Below are 18,757 nucleotides of genomic sequence, written 5' to 3'. Positions count from 1 at the left end.
CATGAGTGCTATTGTTGATATTATCGGTCGCGAAATCCTGGACTCGCGCGGTAACCCGACCGTCGAATGCGATGTGTTGCTGGAATCGGGCGTGATGGGCCGCGCGGCCGTGCCGTCGGGTGCCTCGACCGGTTCGCGCGAAGCCGTGGAATTGCGCGATGGCGACGCCAAGCGCTACTTCGGCAAGGGGGCGTGCTGCAAGCATGCGAAAACATCAATACCGAAATCTCCGAAGCCATCATGGGCCTGGACGCCAATGAACAGGCTTTCCTGGACCGTACCCTGATCGACCTGGACGGCACGGAAAACAAATCGCGCCTGGGCGCCAATGCCATCCTGGCCGTCTCCATGGCCGTGGCCAAGGCTGCCGCCGAAGAAGCGGGCTTGCCGCTGTACCGCTATTTCGGCGGTTCGGGCGCCATGCAGATGCCAGTGCCGATGATGAACGTCATCAACGGCGGCGCGCACGCCGACAACAACCTGGACATCCAGGAATTCATGATCATTCCCGTGGGCGCCCCGTCGTTCAAGGAAGCCGTCCGCTACGGCGCGGAAGTGTTCCACACGCTGAAAAAGATCCTGCACAAGAAGGGCCTGAACACCAACGTGGGCGACGAAGGCGGTTTCGCCCCATCGCTGGCCAACCATGAAGAAGCCATCAAGCTGATCATCCAGGCCATCGAAGAAGCGGGCTACGAGCCGGGCACGCAGATCGCCATCGGCCTCGATTGCGCCGCGTCCGAGTTCTACAAGAACGGCAAGTACGAAATGGAAGGCGAAGGCCTGAGCCTGACGGCCACCGAGTTCACCAACCTGCTGGCGACCTGGTGCGACAAGTACCCGATCATCTCGATCGAAGACGCGATGCATGAAGGCGACTGGGACGGCTGGGCGATCCTGACGGCGGAACTGGGCAAGAAAGTGCAACTGGTCGGCGACGACCTGTACGTCACCAACACCAAGATCCTGAAAGAAGGCATCTCGAAAGGCATCGCCAACTCGATCCTGATCAAGATCAACCAGATCGGCACCCTGACGGAAACCTTCGCCGCCATCGAAATGGCCAAGCGCGCCGGCTACACGGCCGTCATTTCGCACCGCTCGGGCGAAACGGAAGACTCGACCATCGCCGATATCGCCGTGGCTACCAACGCCCTGCAGATCAAGACCGGCTCGATGTCGCGTTCGGACCGCATGGCCAAGTACAACCAGCTGCTGCGTATCGAGGAAGACCTGGGCGACATCGCCAGCTACCCTGGCCGTGATGCGTTCTATAATCTGAAGTAAGCTGATGTAAAACCCACTGGCCGGCCGGAGATATCCGGCCGGTTTTTTAACTGAATCTCCCATGCGCCTGATTACGCTCGCCCTGGCAGCCCTGCTGCTGCTGATCCAATTTCCCCTCTGGCTGGGTAAAGGCGGCTGGCTGCGCGTTGCCGACATGGAAGCCCAGGTGGCGGTGGCGAATAAAAAGAATATGGAATTGAAGGCGCGCAACGCCAAGCTCGAATCCGAAGTGCGCGACCTGAAAGATGGCACGGGCGCCGTCGAGGAGCGTGCCCGCTATGAGCTGGGCATGGTCAAACAGAATGAGATTTTCGTGCAGATCGTGCGCAAGGGACAAACCCCGCCACTGCTGGAAACGCCGGTGGACGCTGCTGCGCCGCACTAAGAAATACCACTTCCCACTAGCCAGCCTGGACCGATTGCCAGGCTGACGCATCACAGATGATTGCTACCTTGTACTGCTGCACGCGACTGGCCGCATGGCGCGGCGCTGTGGGTATTGCCTTGCTGCTTGCTGATCAGAAACGGGCCTTGCCGGTCGTTATCAGGTAAAAATGGATGCTGGTGACCACGATGGCGACAGCGATCAGTGCGGTTTCGAGAAACATCATAAAATTTCCTTTAAATTATTAGTGCTTGGTTAGCGCAAAAAACGTCCACGGCGAGGCGCAGGCAACGCCGCCCTGGGCGTTTTTTTTAGCCGCGCGACGCGAGGAAACGCAGTTCGGCGGCCAGATTCGGCATCAGCTTTTCGTAGCGGTTCGCTTCCGAGTTCAGCAGGGCGAAATCGCGCTTGCTTGGACGCACATAGCGCTCGTCATCGGCGCTGGTGGCTGTGGTGGCGATGACTTCCTTCTGTGCCAGTTCGCTGTACGGCTTGGAAGCGAGCAGGGCGCCCAGGAAGGCGCGCGTGGCGCGGCCCAGGTTGCTGAAGTAGTTGTCGTTGTCGTTGCTGTAGGTGTTGGTAAAAGTGGACATATGCCCTCCATGAATGGTCTGTTGTTGCATTGCACAATAATGGAGATTGCGATATGCGTCCAATTTCAAATTCCAATTTCAGAAATTCAAGAAACGAATAATAAGGGCGTAGCCGCCGGCCACGCCCTGAAAAAGAATTTGTTACCAAATGTTTATCCGGCGGCGATGCGTCCCAGACCGGGATCGTCGCTGAAAAAGCCGTCGAGTCCCGTCTCGATGTAGCGCCGCATTTCCGCCACGGAACCGGCCTCGTTGCGCGCATTTTCTCCATTGCCGTCGCGGAAGTCGGCCGCCAGGAAACGGTTTTCCGGACGGAAGGTCCAGGTGTGCAACAGCAAGCCGGCCTGGTGCGCGTCGTCAACGATGGCGGTGGGCCTGGCCAGGCGCTGGTCGGCGCCCAGCGGGATGATGCCTCGCGTTGGCGGCGCCACCACGTCCGCATAGGCGGCAATGTCGCGCAAGCCGGCCGGCGTGGTCATTTGTCCAAACGTTAACTTTCCGCCCGCCTTGACGACATCCATGGGGCGCACGTCGCCGCCCACCACCAGCTGCATCAGGCGCACGTTGGCGCGCCGTCCCAGCTTCTCGCGCAAGTATTTCAGATTCGCCACTTCAAACGACTGGATCTCGATCGGCGCGCGGCGCGTGTACTCGTGCGCCAGCATGGTCGACAGGAAACGGTCTTCCAGCGCCAGGCCCGCATCGCGGAAATACGTGGAACTTTTCAGCTCCGGCACGAGGCCGATGATGCGGCCGCTGGCGGCTGATTGCGCTGCAACAAAATCGATGATTTCTTCCCACGTGGGGATCTGGAATTGGCCATCGTACAAGGTGTTGCCGGTGCGTACTTTCGGCAAGCGTTCGATGGCGCGCAGGGTCTTCAGTTCGGCCAGGGTGAAATCGTCGACGAACCAGCCTTCGTGCCATTCGCCGTCGACCATCTTCTTGCCGCGCCGGCTGGCAAACTCGGGCCGGCGCGCCACGTCGGTGGTGTCGATCAGGTTGCTTTCATGGCGCGCCACGAGGATGCCGTCGCGCGTGGCCACCAGGTCCGGCTCCACGTAGTCGGCGCCATCGAGGATGGCCTTGGCGTACGACGCCAGGGTATGCTCGGGGCGCAGGGCGCTGGCGCCCCGGTGGGCGAACACGAGCGGGCGGCTCGGGGGCGTGGCCAGCAGGCCGGCCGCAAAGCCCGGTGCGGCGGCCAGGGCCAGGCCGCCCACGGCCGCCTGGACGAAGCTGCGGCGCGAAAAGTGCCGTCGTGGGAGGATGGGCGCGCGCATCAGAAGTCCGCCGTCAGGGTCAAAAAGCCCTGGCGCGGGGCGATGGGGAAGGTGTTGTACGTCTTGTCGGCCGCGCCCACGACCACGTTCAGCGCACCTTCGCGGTTGGCCAGGTTGCTGACGTTCACGCGCCAGCGCGGGTTTTTCAGCCAGCCGGCCAGGGCCGGCAGTTTGCCCGACACGCCCAGGCCCATCAGGAAATAGCTGGGCACGGACAAATCGTTAGTGTACGTCGCGTAGCGCTTGCCCACATAGTCTCCCGTCAGTTGCACTTCGATATCGCCAAACGTAGCGGAAGCGACGAACTTGTTCAGCCACTCCGGCGAGCCGGGCACGTTCTTGCCCGCCGTCAGCACCAGCGCGGCGCCATTGTTGTAATTGTCCGCATACTGCGAGCGGTTGTACGACAGGGCATTGTAGAACGAGAAATTGTTGCCGAAGTGCACAGTACCCGCGATATCGATGCCGTCCGTGCGCACGCTGCCCACGTTGGCCAGCACGGGGTTGCCACCAATGATGGAGGAAATCACGGGCGTGGGGCTGATCTGCAGCAAACGGTTGCTGAAATCGACGTGGTATACATTGACCTGGCCATCGATGGCGGTGATGGCGCCCAGGTTCAATGGGTGGCTGCCGCGCACGCCCCACTTCATAGGTGAGGGCCGTTTCCGGCTTGGCGTCGCGCTTGAACAAATCAAAAGCGGCCTGGCTCGACAAGCTCCAGGGCGAGGCGCCGCCGCCGCCATAGGTGACGAACTGGCGCATGTTCTTCTGGATGTTGAAGTACAGCTGGTCTTGCGGCGTGAAGTCCCAGCGCGCGCCCACTTGCGGCAAGAACCATTTTTTCGTGTTGATGGTGCCGACGGGCAGGGCGGTCGAGCCGCCGGAAATGGCGCCCTTGGCCGGCTGCACGGGGAATTGGCCATCGGCAAATTGCAGGCTGGACTTGAAGCCGGCCTGCAGCGCGATATCGGGGCGGATGCGCCATTCATCCTGCAAGTGCAGCTGCACCACCTTGTTGTCGATCTCGCTGCCGTACTGCGTGATCAAGGGATTGCTGGGGCGGTCGTACGGCGAAGTGGGGTTGTTGACGTCGAGCGCATACCAGCGGCGGTAGGCGGATGAGCGGTTCTGTTCCAGCCAGCCACAGGCCCGCTTCCAGCTGGTGCTCGCCGATTTCCTTGCGCAGGGTGGAAAGGAAGCCGCCGCGCTTGATGTCGTATTCCGTCGTGCGCACGGCGTAGCCCGAGTTGCCGAATACCTGTTTCAGGTTCTGTTTCGGGTAGTACACGCTGAACAGGCCCGGCAAGCCGGCCACGCCGATGGGACCGGCGACCACGCCCGCGCCGTCATCCTTGTGGTAATACACCTGGTTGGACCAGGTCATGCCTTCGGACAAGTTGGCGTCGAACTTGGCGTAGGCCAGGTAATCGGTGCGCTGCGCATCGCTGTAGTAATTGCGGTAATTGTTGCCGTCCGCGGCGGGCGTCGCGCCCGTGGGCGACAGGTAGTTCAGGGCCGCCTTGAAGTCCGGGTACAGGAAGGGGCGCGTGTAGGGCGAACTCGTCTCGCCTGCCACGTGCACGGTGCTGTCTTCGTTCGGCTCGATCTTGTCCGAGTAATTGAAGAACAGGGTTAGCTTGCCCTTCGCTTCGCTGCGGTTGACGTATTTGGCGTTGAACTGGTCGCCGCCCTGGCGCGCATCGAAGTCCCAGGCGCGTGCTTCGTGGTGCAGGATGGAGAAATAGGCGCTGCTGCCGTCGCCGAAGGCGCCCGTGTCGTAGCGGGCAAACGTGCGCGAGGTGCGGTGGCTGCCCACCGTCTGCTGCACGCTGGCGCCCTGCGTGGCCAGCGGCTCGCTGGAATAGGTTTCGATGGTGCCGCCCAGGTTGCTGGTCGAGGCCGTCGCCAGGTCGCCCGCGCCCGAGGACAGCACGACGCTGCGCACGTTTTCGCTGATGACGGCGCGCTGCGGCGACAGGCCGTTGTAGTTGCCGTATTGCTGGTCACCGAGCGGCACGCCATCCATGGTGTAGCCGAGTTGCTGGCCGGAAAAACCGTGCACGAACAGCGACAGGTTTTGCTCGTTGTTGCCCCATGGATCGGCCGTCTGGAAGCTGACGCCCGGCAAGGTTTGCAGGGCTTTCAGGGGATTCGTGCCGGGCAGGATTTTCTGGATTTCATTCTTGCTCAGGGCCACCGAAGAACGCGTCTTGCGCGAGGAAATCTCCACGGTGGCCATGGGAGCATTATCGTCGGCAGCCGGGGCGGCGGCCATCTCGGTGGCGGCGGACGCCACGGCGGCCGCGACGGCCGTTTGCGCCAGCGCCGGCAAACTCAAGCCTGCGGCGCAGGCGCCCAGCAACACGTGGAAGGAATGGCGGCGCAGGGCCAGCGTCAAGTGGGTGGTCATCATCAGCCTGTGGAAAATATTGGAAGTAATACAAGCTGCGCAGCGTAACGGCGGCGCGTGACGGGCTGATGACGAACTGATGACGGGACGATGACAGTGGAAACAATTGCGCCGCCTGAGGGGCGGCGCGGGGAATATTACAATTAGTTAATGCTTGCGGCGGGAGGGATCAGCACTTCGGCCGGCGCATCCGTGATGAACAGCTGCGCGCAATCGACCTTGTCGAATTCATAATGCTGCCCGCAGAAATCGCAATTTACGCCGACCTGGCCCACTTCTTCCAGGGTGCTGTTGACTTCTTCCTCGCCCAGCATCTTGAGCATATTGCCCACTTTTTCGCGCGTGCAGCTGCAATGGAAGCTCGGGTGCAGCGGGTCGAAGACGCGGATCGTTTCTTCCCAGAACAAGCGTTGCATCAGGGTATCGATGTCCGTCGACAGGATTTCCGCCTCCTTCAGGGTCGAGGCCAGCATCACGGCGCGGTTCCACGTGTCGAGCGCGTCTTCTTCCGAGACGGGCGTCGCTTCGGCCTTGCCGCCGTGGTGCGGCAGCTTTTGCAGCAGCAGGCCGCGCGAGACGGTGTCGTCCGTGGCCAGCCACAGGCGCGTGTCGAGCTGTTCCGAACGCAACATGTAGTTTTCGATCACGGTCGCCATGTCGTCGCCGTCCAGCGGCACGATGCCCTGGTACGGTTGCTGGCCTGGCACCTTGTCGGCCGGGTCCAGGGTGATGATGAAGCGGCCCTTGCCCGTGGCGTTGAGCAATTGCGGCACGGTGGCGCCGTCGGGGATGGCGGCGTCCGGGTCCAGCTTGGCCGTGGCGCGCAGGCGCAGGTCGGAATCGCACTCGACCACCATCAGGCGCACGGGGCCGTCACCGTGGATTTGCATGATGATGGAACCGTTGAATTTCAGGTTGGCCGACAGCAGGGCGGCGGCGGCCACCATTTCGCCCAGCACTTTTTTCACGGCCGTCGGGTAGGCGTGGCGCGACACCACTTCCTGCCAGGTGGTCGATACGTCGATGAACTGGCCGCGCACGGCGGCGTTGTCAAAAATAAACTTTTGCAGGGTATCCTGGCCGGTGGCGGCTGCGCTGACGGCGCCCGTGGTTTCAGTCGTCATTCTTTTATCCAATCTTCTTGAGTTGCGTATTAAATAGCTGGCCGCGTTGCACATAGTTCACGGCGTTGCCTTGTAGCCTGGTGATATCGTCTGCCGTCAGGGCCCGCACGGCTTTCGCCGGTGAGCCGAGGATCAGCATATTGTCGGGAAATTCCTTGCCTTCCGTGACCAGCGCGCCCGCGCCGACCAGGCAGCCTTTGCCGATCTTCGCGCCGTTCAGGATCACGGCCTGGATGCCGACCAGGGCGCCATCGCCGATCGTGCAGCCATGCAACATTGCCTGGTGGCCGATGGTCACGTTCTCGCCGATGTCCAGCGGGTAGCCCGGGTCCGTATGCAGCACGGCGCCTTCCTGCACATTGCTATTGGCGCCCACACTGATGCGTTCATTGTCGCCGCGAATCGTGGCGCCGAACCATACGGACGTGTTCGCGCCCAGGGTGACCTTGCCGATCACGTTGGCCGTGTCGGCAACAAAAGCGGAAGCATCAATCTGCGGCGCATCGGCGCCCAATTGGTAGAGTGTCATCGTCAGCCTGTGGCGGTGGTGGAAGCGCCGGGCACGGCCGGACGCGGAAGTTTTAATGTGTTGCGTACGCTATTTTACGCTGTTGCAGGACAAGTCCTGCCGCCGACCGCCAATCCGGTATAATTATCGAACGGTCGTACTTTTATATGCGCACTATCTACAGACACAGCATGTGGCGCCATCCGCGCCACTTTCAAGGCAGGCAATCAGATGAAACCCATGAAACTTTCCCGTTCCGAATTCATCAACATCCGCGGCGCCCGTACGCACGTGCGCCACTGGGGCCGTGTAGGCGCACCCATCCTGTTCATGGTGCACGGCTGGATGGACGTGGCCGCCTCGTTCCAGTTCGTCGTCGACGAGTTGCAAGGCGACTGGCACGTGATCGCCCCCGACTGGCGCGGCTTTGGCCTGAGCGACTACACGCAATCGGACACCTACTGGTTCCCCGACTACCTGGCCGACCTCGACGCCATGCTGCTGCACTATTCGCCGTATGCGCCCGTTAACCTGCTCGGCCACAGCATGGGCGCCAACGTGGCCGGTCTGTACGCGGGCGTGCGCTCGGAGCGCATCAGCCGTTTCATCAACCTGGAAGGCTTCGGTATGATGGCAACCAGGCCGGAGCAGGCGCCTGGCCGCTACGCCAAGTGGCTCGATGAATTGCGCGAGCCGCCCGTCATGCGCAGCTATCCGAGTCAACAGGCCGTGGCCGAGCGCCTGCAAAAGACCAATCCGCGCCTGCCGGACGAGCGCGCGGCCTTCCTGGCGGAACACTGGTCGGCGCAGAACGAGGCGGGCGAGTGGGACATCATGGGCGACCCGCGGCACAAGCGCGTCAATCCCATCCTGTACCAGGTGGAAGAAGTGATGGCGTGCTGGCGCCGCATCACGGCGCCCGTGCTGTGGGTGGAGGCCGATGGCACGAATATGTGGCAGTGGATGGGGCCAAAGGAAGAAGCGCGCATTGAAATCGACCGGCGTTTGGCCTGCATCAAGGATGTGCGTTGCGAGATGATGCTGGACGCGGGCCATATGCTGCATCATGATCAGCCGGCAGAGTTGGCGCGGCTGGTGGAAGCCTTTTTGGCCTGATGTGTGTCTGGAACGCTGCAGCGCGATTTGACAAGCAGCGTACAATGAAAACTTCTTCCATGCTGAGCCCGTGCAGGGTATTGTTTTCACATGCTTAAAGTTGACCTGCATTGTCATTCGAATATCTCCGACGGCGTGCTGTCACCGGCCGCCGTGGCCGCGCACGCCCGCAAGGCGGGCGTCGATGTGTGGGCGCTGACGGACCACGATGAAGTCTCGGGCGTCGCCGCCGCGCGCGCGGCCGCGCTGGACCTGGGCATGCGCTTCGTGGCCGGCGTGGAAATTTCCATTACCTGGGCCGGCGAAACCGTGCACATCGTCGGCTTGCAAGTCGATGAAAACAATCCGGGCCTCGTGCAGGGCTTGCACCAGACACGCTCGGGGCGCGACGCGCGTGGCCGGGAAATCGCCCGCCAGCTGGACCTGGCCGGCATCCCCGACGCCTATGAAGGGGCCTTGAAATTCGTCGGCAACCCGGATCTGATGTCGCGCACGCACTTTGCCCGCTACATCGTGGAAATGGGCAAATGCGCGAACATCCCCGACGTGTTCAAGAAATACCTGTCGGAAGGCAAGCCAGGCTACGTCGAGCACCGCTGGGCCACCCTGGCCGAGGCCGTGGGCTGGATACGCGGCGCGGGCGGCGTGGCCGTCATCGCCCATCCGGGCCGCTACCGCTTCAGCGACATGGCGCAAGGCGTGCTGTTCGATGAATTCAAGCAACTCGGCGGCGTGGCCATCGAAGTCGTCACGGGCAGCCACAGCCCGGACCAGTATCCGGAATACGCGCAACTGGCCAATGCCTACGGCTTCCTCGCCTCGCGCGGCACGGATTTCCATGCGCCGGGCGAATCGCGCGTGGATTTTGCCATGCTGCCGCCTTTACCATCGAATGTCACGCCCATCTGGCACGACTGGTTTTAGCTGACAGCCAGGCAAATCTGCTGCGCGGCGCGCTTTGCGGCCGGCGATGCTCGCTGTGCTTTTAGCACAGCTGCGCTTCTCGGCCACAAATCACTGCCGCTCGCGACGATTTTCCTGGCTGCCGATGCGCCGCCGTGTCGCCAGAGCTGCTTGAAATGCGCATTAATGTACATATCTTTTCGTTATTCTTGTCATACATAGTCATCTGGAGCCATCGCCCATGAAACGTATCGTCCTTTTTATCGCAACCAACCTGGCCGTGATGCTGGTGCTGTCGCTCGTGCTCAGTTTGTTGGGCGTGGGCAATCCGGCGCGGGGCAGTACCCTGAACCTGGGCAGCCTGCTGGTGTTTTCGCTGGTGGTGGGTTTTACAGGGTCCATCTTTTCCCTGTTGATCAGCAAACCGATGGCCAAGTGGAGCACGGGCGCGCGCGTGATCGACAACCCGACTTCGTCGACGGAATTGTGGCTGGTCAATACCGTGCGCGCCTTGTCCGAGCGGGCCGGCATCGGCATGCCGGAAGTGGCCGTGTACGAAGGCGACGCGAATGCCTTTGCCACGGGCGCGCGTTCAAGAATTCGGCGCTGGTGGCCGTGTCCACCGGCTTGCTGCAAAGTATGAACCGCGATGAAGTCGAAGCCGTGCTGGGCCACGAGATTGCCCACGTGGCCAATGGCGACATGGTCACCCTGACCCTGATTCAGGGCGTGGTGAATACCTTCGTCGTCTTCATGGCCCGCGTGGTGGGTTTCTTTGTCGATAATGTATTGCTGAAAAATAACAACCGCGAAGGCGGCGGACGCGGCATCGGTTACTTTGTGACCGTGATGGTGTGCGAAGTCATCTTCGGCTTGCTCGCTTCCATCATCGTCGCCTGGTTCTCGCGCCAGCGCGAATTCCGCGCCGACGCCGGTTCCGCCAAGCTGCTGGGCAGCCCCACGCCGATGATGCATGCGCTGGCCCGCCTCGGCGGCGTGCCGCCGGGCGAGCTGCCGCAATCGATGCAGGCGCTGGGCATCAGCGGCGGCAATGGCGGCTGGGGCGCGTTGTTTGCCACGCATCCGCGATCGAACGAACAACGCATCGCCGCGCTGCGCGGCGTACAATAATGCTAACTTAACAAGCTGGTTCGCCAGAACGCTGACACATGAGTCAATTTTTCCAGATTCACCCTGACAATCCGCAATTGCGCCTGATCAAGCAGGCGGCGCAAATCATCCAGTCCGGCGGCGTCGTGGCCTTGCCCACGGATTCCTGTTACGCGCTGGTGTGCCAGCTCGACGACAAGGGCGCCGTCGAGCGCCTGCGCCGCATCCGCGGCGTCGATGAAAAGCACCATCTGACCCTGCTGTGCCGCGACTTGAGCGAGCTGGGCGTGTACGCCCGGGTCGACAACCGCCAGTTCCGCCTGCTCAAGGCGGCCACGCCGGGTGCCTATACCTTCATCCTGGAAGCAACGCGGGAAGTGCCGCGCCGCCTCAGCCATCCTTCGCGCAAGACCATCGGCCTGCGCGTGCCGCAGCACCGCATCGTGCAATGCCTGCTGGAAGAGCTGGGCCAGCCGCTGCTGGGCGCGACATTGACCCTGCCCGGCGACGAAGACAGCCTGACGGATGCCGACACCATCCGCGAGCGGCTGGAAAAGCTGGTCGACCTGATCATCGACGGCGGCGTCTGCGCGCATGGCCCCAGCACCGTGATCGACCTGACGGGAGCGGAACCGGAAGTTGTGCGCGTGGGACGGGGCGACCCGGCCGTGCTGGGCTTGTAGCGGGGCTTTGCGGGGCCGTTCTGGCGCCGCTCTTCACCTGTTCTTAATGACAACGTAAGAAAGAGCCTGGATCGGCTCTGGTAGAATCGCAGTCATGAGCGATTTCAATACGATAGTCCAGACCGTTGCGGTGTACCTGGTGCCGGTGCTGTTTGCCATTTCCCTGCATGAGGCGGCGCACGGCTACGCCGCCCGCTATTTCGGCGACCCCACGGCCTCGAACGAGGGCCGGCTGAGCCTCAATCCCATCCGGCATATCGATCCTTTCGGCACGATCTTGCTGCCCTTGATGCTGTATTTCACGATTCAGGTGCCGTTCGGCTATGCCAAGCCGGTGCCCGTCGATTTCAGCCGCCTGCGCAATCCGAAGAAGCAGATGGCCTGGGTGGCGTTTGCCGGTCCCGGCGCCAATTTCGTCATGGGCCTGGGCTGGATGATCGCCTTTGTCGTGCTCAGCGTGTTGCCGCCGACGGAAATGGGCATGTTTTTCCGCAAGATGGCGGGCGCGGGCGTCAGCGTCAACGCGGCCATGTTTGTCTTTAACCTGATTCCCGTACCGCCGCTCGATGGCGGACGCATCATGACGGGCTTGCTGCCGATGCAGCTGGCGCGCCCGTACGCCAGCATCGAGCGCTACAGCCTGTATGTGTTCGGCGCCCTGGTGCTGCTGATGTACACGGGCATCCTGAACCGCGCCTTGCTGGCGGCGATCGAATTTGTCATCGGCATGTTTGTCACCCTGGTCACGCCCCTGACGGCCCTGTTGACTTGAAACAAGCAACTGGATGGTCGCACATAAATGATGGAAGTACCGATGCAAGTAACTGAACCAATATTAGAAACCGAAGCGATTTCCGGCTGGCTGCGCCGCTGGGCGCCCCTGATCCCGGGCGGCGAAGTGCTGGACCTGGCGTGCGGCGCCGGCCGCCACGCGCGCCACCTGGTGAGCCTGGGCCACCCCGTGATCGCGCTCGACCATGATCCGGAAATGCTGGAAAAGGCGGCCGGCACGGGCATCACCACTTCGCTGGTGGACCTGGAAGCGCCGGGCGCCGTGTGGCCCTTCGCTCCCGGCCGCTTTGCCGGCATCGTCGTCACCAATTATCTGCACCGGCCGTTGCTGGAAGCGATGGTGGCCAGCCTGGCGCCCGATGGCGTGTTGCTGTATGAAACGTTTGCCGAGGGTAATGAGCAGTTCGGCAAGCCGTCGAATCCGAAATTCCTGTTGAAGGAAGGCGAAATGCTGACCTGGGCGGTTCAGCACGGCTTGCGTGTGGTAGCGTATGAGGATGGGGCGCGTGGAGCAGCCAAAAGCTGCTCTGGTGCAACGAATTTGCGCCGTCCGGCCGGATTTTCCACGGTTGGCAGCCCTGCTGCCGACGTTTTGAGCGGCCATACTATGTCAGAATGCACCACAGGCGCGGGCTATCCGCTACAATCGTTGTTTTATTTATCGGCGCTATAAACTTACTATGATCAAGGGCAGCATTGTAGCAATCGTCACCCCGATGCACGCAGACGGCAGTCTGGACTTTCCAGGTCTGCGCAAGCTGATCGACTGGCATATCGCCGAGGGTACGGACGGCATCGTCATCGTTGGCACGACGGGCGAATCGGCAACAGTCAGCGTGGAAGAACACTGCGAACTGATCCAATTGACCGTCGAACATGCCAAGGGACGCATTCCTATCATCGCCGGCGCCGGAGGCAACTCCACGGCCGAGGCCATCAAACTGACGCGTTACGCGAAAGAAGCGGGCGCCGATGCTGTATTGCAAGTCGTGCCGTACTACAACCGTCCTACCCAGGAAGGCATGTACCAGCACTTCAAGGCCATCGCCGAAGCCGTCGACATTCCCGTCATCCTGTACAACGTGCCTGGCCGCACGGTTGCCGACATGAGCAACGAGACCATCGTGCGCCTGTCCGCCATCCCGAATATTGTCGGCGTGAAAGATGCGACCGGCAATATCGGCCGCGGCATCGACCTGCTGCGCCTCGTGCCAGCCGACTTCGCCGTGTACTCGGGCGACGATCCGACGGCCATGGCGCTGATGTTCTGCGGCGGCCACGGCAATATCTCCGTGACGGCCAACGTCGCGCCGCGCGCCATGCACGAACTGTGCGTGGCGGCCATGGCGGGCGAGCGCGCCACGGCGATTGCCATCAATAACAAAGTTTTCCCTCTGCACCAGAAATTGTTTGTCGAGCCCAACCCGGTGCCCGTCAAATGGGCGATGGCCGAAATGGGCCTGATGCCTGCCGGCATACGCTTGCCACTGGTGCCGCTGGCTGAAAAACTGCCATGCCACCGTGCGCGATGCCTTGCGCGACGCCGGCATCCTGTCTTAAGCCGAACTTCAAGCCCGGACTTGACCAGTCCGGACCTTCCCTGATTCCAGCTGCTACTTAGCTTCTTATCCAGTTACGACATGACTAATTGCAAGAAAACCAAACCGGCGCCTGCCACCATCGCCGTCCGCGGCATCGTCATCGGCGCCGTCGCAGCCAGCCTCGCGGGCTGCGGCATGATCAGTTCGGTAGTCGGCGGCGACAAGGTCGACTACAAGTCGGTCAAGAAAGCCAGCACCCTGGACGTGCCGCCTGACCTGACGCAATTGCAGCAGGATAACCGTTACTCCCTGCCGGATTCGAAAAACGGCGTGGCGACGGCTTCCGGCTACAACGCGCAGCGCAATGCCACGGCCGGTACCCCCGTCATCGTGGGCGCCGACGGCGTGGTGGGTGTCGTGCCGGTCACGGCGGGTAGCGTGAAGGTCGAGCGCGCGGGGGCAACCAGCGCTGGCTGGTCGTCAAGCAGTCGCCTGAAGTGCTGTGGCCGCAACTCAAGCAGTTCTGGGAAGATTCGGGCTTTACCATCGCTATCGACCAGCCCACGGCTGGCATCCTGGAAACCGAGTGGAACGAAAACCGCGCCAAGTTGCCGCAAGACTTTATCCGCAACACCATCGGCAAGGCCTTCGACTCGCTGTACTCGACGGGCGAGAAAGACAAGTTCCGCACCCGCGTGGAGCGCCTGGCCGACGGTTCGACCGAGATTTACATCAGCCACCGTGGCGTGGAAGAGGTCGTCACGGGCCGCGACAAGGAAACCACCACCTGGACCGCTCGCCCGAACGATCCGGGCCTGGAAGCGCAATTCCTGGCCAAGCTGATGACGCGCCTGGGCGCGGCCAGCGACGAAGCGCAGGCGAAGACGGCCGTCGACGCCGCCATCGTGCAGCCGCAGCACGCCAAGCTGGTGGGCGACGCCGCCACGCCAGCGCGCGCCATCGAAAGTCGATGAAGGTTTCGACCGCGCCTGGCGCCGTGTCGGCCTGGCGCTGGACCGCGTCGGCTTCACCGTGGAAGACCGCGACCGCACGCAAGGCACGTATTTCGTGCGTTACGTGGATCCGGACGCGGTCAAGAAAGATGGTTTCTTCTCGAAACTGTTCAGCTGGGGTTCGTCGTCCGCCGACAAGGACAAGGAAGCGCAGCGCTACCGCGTCCTGGTCAAGGCGGGCAATGGTTCGACCAGCCTGGTCAGCATCCTCGGCAACGAAGGCCAGCCGGCGACCTCGCCAGTGGCCGAGAAGATTCTGGGCTTGCTGAACGAGCAGTTGAAATAAGCGCTATCGACGCGGCAGGCATCAGAACCTGCCGCATCTTAATAAAAAGGCTGGCCCGGGAAACCGGTCCAGCCTTTTTAATTGCCCGCGTCCCGCATTTTATCCTGCGGATAAAACACTGGACGCAAAAAAGCCGGCCCGAAGGCCGGCTTTCTTTCCTGCGGGTGCTAAATTACTTAGCAGCCGATGCAGCAGCCGAAGCAGCCGAAGCAGCGTCGGTAGCGGCCGAAGCGGCAGCGGTTGCAGCAGCAGCAGCGTCGGTAGCGGCCGAAGCAGCAGCGTCAGCAGCAGCAGCTGGAGCAGCTTCAACTACTGGTGCTGGTGCTGGGGTTTCTACTACTGGTGCTGGTGCAGGAGCTTCTTCTTTTTTGCTGCAAGCAGCCAGAGCAACAACCATCAGGGAGGCGATCAGCAGGGATTTTTTCATTTGTTTTCCTTAATTATTTCAAAAAATAAATCAATATTGTTGCGATGAATAATTACCGGTAATTATCGCTCGTTAGGTCGTCTTCGAAGGCTTTTCGTACCAGGTGGTGCCTGCCAGACAACGGAAACTTCCTAACCGAATATTATAGCGATTTTTGGTGCGTCGCAATAGGAGCAAGAGGCAAATTCGCAACTATTTTGTGATATCGCAATATTTGCTGAAGCAAATTGCAAGCAAGTGTAAGCGATTTGCGAAAGCGCGACAAAACGATATAAAAATAATATGTTTCATTGCGCTGGCGCAGATGCTGCTATTTTACCTACTGTAATACCACTTTGCTACGACACCCTCATTCAAGCCAGTTCGATCCAGCCATCCTGATACCAGGTATATAAGGCATCCATCACATCATCGGAAGCTTGCGCCACGGCCGCGCCATCGAGGGCACGTTCGTTGGCCAGGGTTTCCAGTGCCGTTTTATCGGCCTTGCCTATGGCAAACGATTCGCCATTAATGAAGACATTCTTGCCACGATACAGCATCAGGGTCTTGCGCGACAACACGACACCCTTCTTCTGTGCGGCGTCAGCGAAGCGGCCCACCGTCAGCGGCTTGGACAGCGGCGTGAAAAACACGTTGTGCTTCGGTTCCGACAGGTGTTCGCCCAGGAAAATGGTCACGTCTTCTTCCGTGAAGCGCACCTTGTTCATTTCTTCCGTGATGGTGCTGAGCATGTCGCGGGGGATTTCCGCCGGCTTGCCCGAGGCTTTCAAGTCCGGATCGCTGTAAATGCCCGGCAAGTCGATCGAGTCGGCCATGAATTGCAGGAAGGCTTCGCCCAGTTCCTGGAACGTGGGCGAGCGGAAACCGATCGAATACGTCTGGCAGTCGCCGATGGCCACGCCGTCGTGCGCGTAGTGGGGCGGCAGGTACAGCATGTCGCCCGGCTCCAGGGTGAATTCTTCGTCAGGCGTGAAGTTGCTGAGGATTTTCAGCGGCAAGCCGTCGATCAGGCTCAGGTCCTTCTGCGCGCCGATGCGCCAGTGGCGCTTGCCCTGGCCTTGCAGCAGGAACACGTCGTAGGAATCGAAATGCGGGCCCACGCCGCCGCCATCGGTGGCGAAGCTGACCATCAGGTCGTCCAGGCGCGCGTCCGGCAGGAAGCGGAACTGGCGCAGCAGGGCGTCGGCCTTGGCGCTGTGCAGGTTGGCGCCCTGCACCAGCAGGGTCCATTCCTTCTGTTTCAGCGAAGGCAGGCTGGTCAAAGGGCCTTGCTGCATGTTCCAGTGGCCATCCGCATGGCTGACCAGGCGCGATTCGACGTGGTCGAGGGTGGCCAGCTCGGCCAGGGCCTTGAAGTCGAACAGCGCCTTGAAGCCAGGCACGGCTTGACGGATCAACAAGGGTTTTTTATGCCAATAGTCGCGCAGGAATTGCGCCGGCGTAATATCGCCGAGGAGAGTTAATTTTTTCATGCGCCCATTATAACAACCGGAAATGCAGGAATGCGCCTGCCGTTGGCGGCGTGAAGGTATAATTTGCCAGCTTATACAATGAAAGGAAGCATAATGAAGATTGCCAAAAATACGGTCGTGACTGTCAACTACAAACTGTCAGACGCGCAAGACAATCTGATCGAAGACGGCCGTCAGCCGATGGTCTACCTGCACGGTGATTATGAAAACACCCTGCCGAAGATCGAAGAAGAGCTCGACGGCAAGGAAGTTGGCTATTCCAACACGATCCAGATCGAACCGGATGATGCTTTCGGTGAATACGATCCAGCCCTGGTCAAGGTCGAGCCGCGCAATCGCCTGCCTGAGCCGCTGGAAGTGGGCATGCAGTTCGAAGGCATGCCGGAAAGCGATTCGCCGGACGAAGAAGCGATGATCTTCACGGTCACCGATATCGCCGACGACAAGGTCGTGCTGGACGGCAACCATCCACTGGCCGGCATCGCGCTGCGCTTCTCGCTGACCGTCGCTGACGTGCGCGCAGCCACCGACGAAGAAATCGCCCATGGCCACGTGCATGGCGCACACGGCCATGACCATGGCGATGATGAAGATGAAGGTGACGAAGGCGATCACTTCCGCACGCATCCGATTCATTAATCTGGAGACGCCTGACCAAACCTACTGCGCGCAGCGGGGCGCGGCCGGCGATGCTCACCGTACTCTAGTACGGTTGCGCTTCTCGGCCGCGCCGCGCAGCTGCTCGCGACGGTTTTGTCAGGCGTCGTGACGCTGGTGGATTGAATGAATAAAGGCCGACTTCGTCGGCCTTATTTTTTATCGGCGCACAGTCGACGCCTTGGCCCGCGCTTGCGCCGATGGCCGCGTGGCACGTTGACGCACCTCAAAGAATGGCGTTTTGCCGGGCCGTACGGCGATGGCGGACCAGTCGTTGTCGATGCTGACGTGGCCCAGGTTGCCTTTCCAGCTGATTTTCGGCCCGCCTGCCCTGGCTGCGGCCTTTTTACTTTTTCCCTCCTTGCCATCCGCGGCGCCATCGCGCTGCGTATCGACCAATAACACCTTGCCGCTGAACTTCTTCGCCAGCGTGCGGATCTGCTTGCGCGGGCCCGCAAAGCCATCCTGCTTCGAGCTGAAGCTGGGCAGCAGCGAATTGTCGTCTTCGTCCAGCGCACCCACGTCGCCGTCGGAAAACAGCACGATGCCGTCGAGTTTCTTGCGCTGCGCCATGGCGAACAATCGCTGCAGCCAGGAACGGTTGGCCACCAGGCGGTCTTCGAACTCGCTGTTGCGTCCCGCTTCCGGCAGGAAATGGTTGTTATTTGCGGGCAGGTTGACGGTGGCAAACAGCACGCCGCCGTATTCCCAGTGGGCATTTTCTGCGTAGCTGCGGAACTTCGCCGTCGATGACAGCCGCGACAGGGTCAGCTTGCGCTGGCCCAGGCTCTGGTCGTCGGCGAAATACACGTCGCGCAGGCGGTTCAGGCGTTCGATGGCATTGATGCGGCCGCGCGAATTGCGGCAGTTGGCCCAGTCGCTGGCCGACAGCGAGACGATCAGCGGCGGCCCGCTGGCGTCGAGCACATCCTTGCGCTGGCTGTACAGCTTGTCGCTGCACGATTCGCTGGCCGCCTTGATGCCCGTGGCCACGACGAAAGAGGCATTGAAGGCGCTCGTTTCCGCGATGGCTTTTTTCAGGGGGCCATCGTCGGGCCCCGCGTTGAAGGAATGGCCCAGCACGGCAAACTCGAAGCCGGCCTGGTCGCCCGGGGGGCGGCCAGCGCCGCTTGCCATGGCAGGCTGGCAGCCAGCAAGCCG

The 18,757-nt window shown here is 61.3% G+C and carries 15 protein-coding genes and 6 pseudogenes; 11 read left to right on the top strand and 10 right to left on the bottom strand.

The window, feature by feature from the left end:
- The first annotated feature begins 1 nt into the window (after position 1).
- Both eno and ftsB read left to right on the top strand, forming a co-directional pair.
- A pseudogene (gene eno / locus ACQVLG_RS00190) lies at positions 2 to 1,287 on the top strand (phosphopyruvate hydratase).
- Positions 1,288 to 1,348: 61 nt separating this feature from the next.
- Complete coding sequence (gene ftsB, locus ACQVLG_RS00185) at positions 1,349 to 1,672, top strand: cell division protein FtsB (protein WP_035821182.1); 324 nt, start codon at positions 1,349 to 1,351, stop codon at positions 1,670 to 1,672.
- A gap of 311 nt (positions 1,673 to 1,983) precedes the next feature.
- Here ftsB and ACQVLG_RS00180 read toward each other — a convergent pair whose 3' ends face one another.
- From ACQVLG_RS00180 to ACQVLG_RS00150, 7 genes and pseudogenes are all read right to left on the bottom strand, one after another.
- Positions 1,984 to 2,265 (bottom strand): hypothetical protein, encoded by a 282-nt coding sequence (locus ACQVLG_RS00180; RefSeq protein ID WP_474292333.1) that lies wholly within the window; start codon positions 2,263 to 2,265, stop codon positions 1,984 to 1,986.
- Between the two features lie 152 nt (positions 2,266 to 2,417).
- Positions 2,418 to 3,548 carry a glycerophosphodiester phosphodiesterase gene (locus ACQVLG_RS00175; RefSeq protein ID WP_474292331.1) on the bottom strand — a complete coding sequence of 377 codons (1,131 nt, stop codon included), beginning with the start codon at positions 3,546 to 3,548 and terminating at the stop codon, positions 2,418 to 2,420.
- The gene (locus ACQVLG_RS00170) at positions 3,548 to 4,189 is read right to left on the bottom strand and encodes a TonB-dependent receptor domain-containing protein (RefSeq protein WP_474292329.1); all 642 of its coding nucleotides are present in this window, start codon (positions 4,187 to 4,189) and stop codon (positions 3,548 to 3,550) included. The genes ACQVLG_RS00175 and ACQVLG_RS00170 overlap by 1 nt, the downstream gene beginning before the upstream one ends.
- Positions 4,190 to 4,250: 61 nt before the next feature.
- Positions 4,251 to 4,622, bottom strand: a pseudogene (locus ACQVLG_RS00165) (TonB-dependent receptor domain-containing protein); the annotation flags it as partial.
- Positions 4,537 to 5,790 carry a TonB-dependent receptor plug domain-containing protein gene (locus ACQVLG_RS00160; RefSeq protein ID WP_474295855.1) on the bottom strand — a complete coding sequence of 418 codons (1,254 nt, stop codon included), beginning with the start codon at positions 5,788 to 5,790 and terminating at the stop codon, positions 4,537 to 4,539. The gene ACQVLG_RS00160 and the pseudogene ACQVLG_RS00165, both read right to left, overlap by 86 nt.
- A 314-nt stretch (positions 5,791 to 6,104) precedes the next feature.
- The gene (gene hslO / locus ACQVLG_RS00155; protein WP_474292327.1) at positions 6,105 to 7,085 is read right to left on the bottom strand and encodes an Hsp33 family molecular chaperone HslO; all 981 of its coding nucleotides are present in this window, start codon (positions 7,083 to 7,085) and stop codon (positions 6,105 to 6,107) included.
- 4 nt (positions 7,086 to 7,089) lie between these two features.
- Positions 7,090 to 7,614, bottom strand: a complete 525-nt coding sequence (locus tag ACQVLG_RS00150) for a gamma carbonic anhydrase family protein (protein ID WP_474292326.1) — start codon at positions 7,612 to 7,614, stop codon at positions 7,090 to 7,092.
- Positions 7,615 to 7,833: 219 nt separating this feature from the next.
- Between ACQVLG_RS00150 and ACQVLG_RS00145 the strand changes: the two genes are divergently transcribed.
- From ACQVLG_RS00145 to bamC, 8 genes and pseudogenes are all read left to right on the top strand, one after another.
- Positions 7,834 to 8,709 (top strand): alpha/beta fold hydrolase, encoded by an 876-nt coding sequence (locus ACQVLG_RS00145; RefSeq protein ID WP_474295853.1) that lies wholly within the window; start codon positions 7,834 to 7,836, stop codon positions 8,707 to 8,709.
- 90 nt (positions 8,710 to 8,799) lie between these two features.
- Positions 8,800 to 9,633, top strand: a complete 834-nt coding sequence (locus ACQVLG_RS00140) for a 3',5'-nucleoside bisphosphate phosphatase (protein ID WP_230541162.1) — start codon at positions 8,800 to 8,802, stop codon at positions 9,631 to 9,633.
- Positions 9,634 to 9,853: 220 nt separating this feature from the next.
- Positions 9,854 to 10,743 (top strand): annotated as a pseudogene (gene htpX, locus ACQVLG_RS00135) (protease HtpX).
- A gap of 38 nt (positions 10,744 to 10,781) precedes the next feature.
- A complete protein-coding gene (locus ACQVLG_RS00130) occupies positions 10,782 to 11,405 on the top strand; it encodes an L-threonylcarbamoyladenylate synthase (RefSeq protein ID WP_474292323.1) in 624 nt (207 codons plus the stop codon).
- Between the two features lie 94 nt (positions 11,406 to 11,499).
- Complete coding sequence (locus ACQVLG_RS00125; RefSeq protein WP_077407640.1) at positions 11,500 to 12,177, top strand: site-2 protease family protein; 678 nt, start codon at positions 11,500 to 11,502, stop codon at positions 12,175 to 12,177.
- Between the two features lie 42 nt (positions 12,178 to 12,219).
- A pseudogene (locus ACQVLG_RS00120) lies at positions 12,220 to 12,793 on the top strand (class I SAM-dependent methyltransferase).
- Positions 12,794 to 12,877: 84 nt separating this feature from the next.
- A pseudogene (gene dapA, locus ACQVLG_RS00115) lies at positions 12,878 to 13,757 on the top strand (4-hydroxy-tetrahydrodipicolinate synthase).
- An 80-nt stretch (positions 13,758 to 13,837) separates the two neighbouring features.
- Positions 13,838 to 15,037 (top strand): annotated as a pseudogene (gene bamC / locus ACQVLG_RS00110) (outer membrane protein assembly factor BamC).
- Positions 15,038 to 15,209: 172 nt separating this feature from the next.
- Here the strand turns inward: bamC and ACQVLG_RS00105 are convergent.
- Complete coding sequence (locus tag ACQVLG_RS00105; protein ID WP_131687525.1) at positions 15,210 to 15,464, bottom strand: flagellar basal body L-ring protein FlgH; 255 nt, start codon at positions 15,462 to 15,464, stop codon at positions 15,210 to 15,212.
- Positions 15,465 to 15,817: 353 nt separating this feature from the next.
- Positions 15,818 to 16,939: a JmjC domain-containing protein gene (locus ACQVLG_RS00100; RefSeq protein ID WP_474292321.1), complete on the bottom strand. Its 1,122-nt coding sequence runs from the start codon at positions 16,937 to 16,939 to the stop codon at positions 15,818 to 15,820.
- A 93-nt stretch (positions 16,940 to 17,032) separates the two neighbouring features.
- On the opposite strand from ACQVLG_RS00100, the gene ACQVLG_RS00095 reads away from it, so the two are divergent.
- Positions 17,033 to 17,578 carry an FKBP-type peptidyl-prolyl cis-trans isomerase gene (locus ACQVLG_RS00095; protein ID WP_092606541.1) on the top strand — a complete coding sequence of 182 codons (546 nt, stop codon included), beginning with the start codon at positions 17,033 to 17,035 and terminating at the stop codon, positions 17,576 to 17,578.
- A gap of 177 nt (positions 17,579 to 17,755) precedes the next feature.
- Here ACQVLG_RS00095 and ACQVLG_RS00090 read toward each other — a convergent pair whose 3' ends face one another.
- Positions 17,756 to 18,733 (bottom strand): hypothetical protein, encoded by a 978-nt coding sequence (locus tag ACQVLG_RS00090; protein WP_474292319.1) that lies wholly within the window; start codon positions 18,731 to 18,733, stop codon positions 17,756 to 17,758.
- Positions 18,734 to 18,757: the final 24 nt, after the last annotated feature.

The organism is Janthinobacterium sp. TPC_1, assembly GCF_056037845.1.
The sequence above is the reverse complement of the archived record's forward strand: the minus strand, read 5'-3'. Positions and strand labels throughout refer to the sequence as shown.

What these genes read in the sequence shown, in the direction of transcription:
- ftsB (WP_035821182.1), top strand. Translation starts at nt 1,349, where the DNA reads ATGCGCCTGATTACGCTCGCCCTGGCAGCCCTGCTGCTGCTGATCCAA.
- ACQVLG_RS00160 (WP_474295855.1), bottom strand. Translation starts at nt 5,790, where the DNA reads ATGGCCACCGTGGAGATTTCCTCGCGCAAGACGCGTTCTTCGGTGGCC.
- ACQVLG_RS00175 (WP_474292331.1), bottom strand. Translation starts at nt 3,548, where the DNA reads ATGCGCGCGCCCATCCTCCCACGACGGCACTTTTCGCGCCGCAGCTTC.
- ACQVLG_RS00150 (WP_474292326.1), bottom strand. Translation starts at nt 7,614, where the DNA reads ATGACACTCTACCAATTGGGCGCCGATGCGCCGCAGATTGATGCTTCC.
- ACQVLG_RS00090 (WP_474292319.1), bottom strand. Translation starts at nt 18,733, where the DNA reads ATGGCAAGCGGCGCTGGCCGCCCCCCGGGCGACCAGGCCGGCTTCGAG.
- ACQVLG_RS00100 (WP_474292321.1), bottom strand. Translation starts at nt 16,939, where the DNA reads ATGAAAAAATTAACTCTCCTCGGCGATATTACGCCGGCGCAATTCCTG.
- ACQVLG_RS00145 (WP_474295853.1), top strand. Translation starts at nt 7,834, where the DNA reads ATGAAACTTTCCCGTTCCGAATTCATCAACATCCGCGGCGCCCGTACG.
- ACQVLG_RS00125 (WP_077407640.1), top strand. Translation starts at nt 11,500, where the DNA reads ATGAGCGATTTCAATACGATAGTCCAGACCGTTGCGGTGTACCTGGTG.
- ACQVLG_RS00095 (WP_092606541.1), top strand. Translation starts at nt 17,033, where the DNA reads ATGAAGATTGCCAAAAATACGGTCGTGACTGTCAACTACAAACTGTCA.
- ACQVLG_RS00180 (WP_474292333.1), bottom strand. Translation starts at nt 2,265, where the DNA reads ATGTCCACTTTTACCAACACCTACAGCAACGACAACGACAACTACTTC.
- ACQVLG_RS00130 (WP_474292323.1), top strand. Translation starts at nt 10,782, where the DNA reads ATGAGTCAATTTTTCCAGATTCACCCTGACAATCCGCAATTGCGCCTG.
- hslO (WP_474292327.1), bottom strand. Translation starts at nt 7,085, where the DNA reads ATGACGACTGAAACCACGGGCGCCGTCAGCGCAGCCGCCACCGGCCAG.
- ACQVLG_RS00140 (WP_230541162.1), top strand. Translation starts at nt 8,800, where the DNA reads ATGCTTAAAGTTGACCTGCATTGTCATTCGAATATCTCCGACGGCGTG.
- ACQVLG_RS00105 (WP_131687525.1), bottom strand. Translation starts at nt 15,464, where the DNA reads ATGAAAAAATCCCTGCTGATCGCCTCCCTGATGGTTGTTGCTCTGGCT.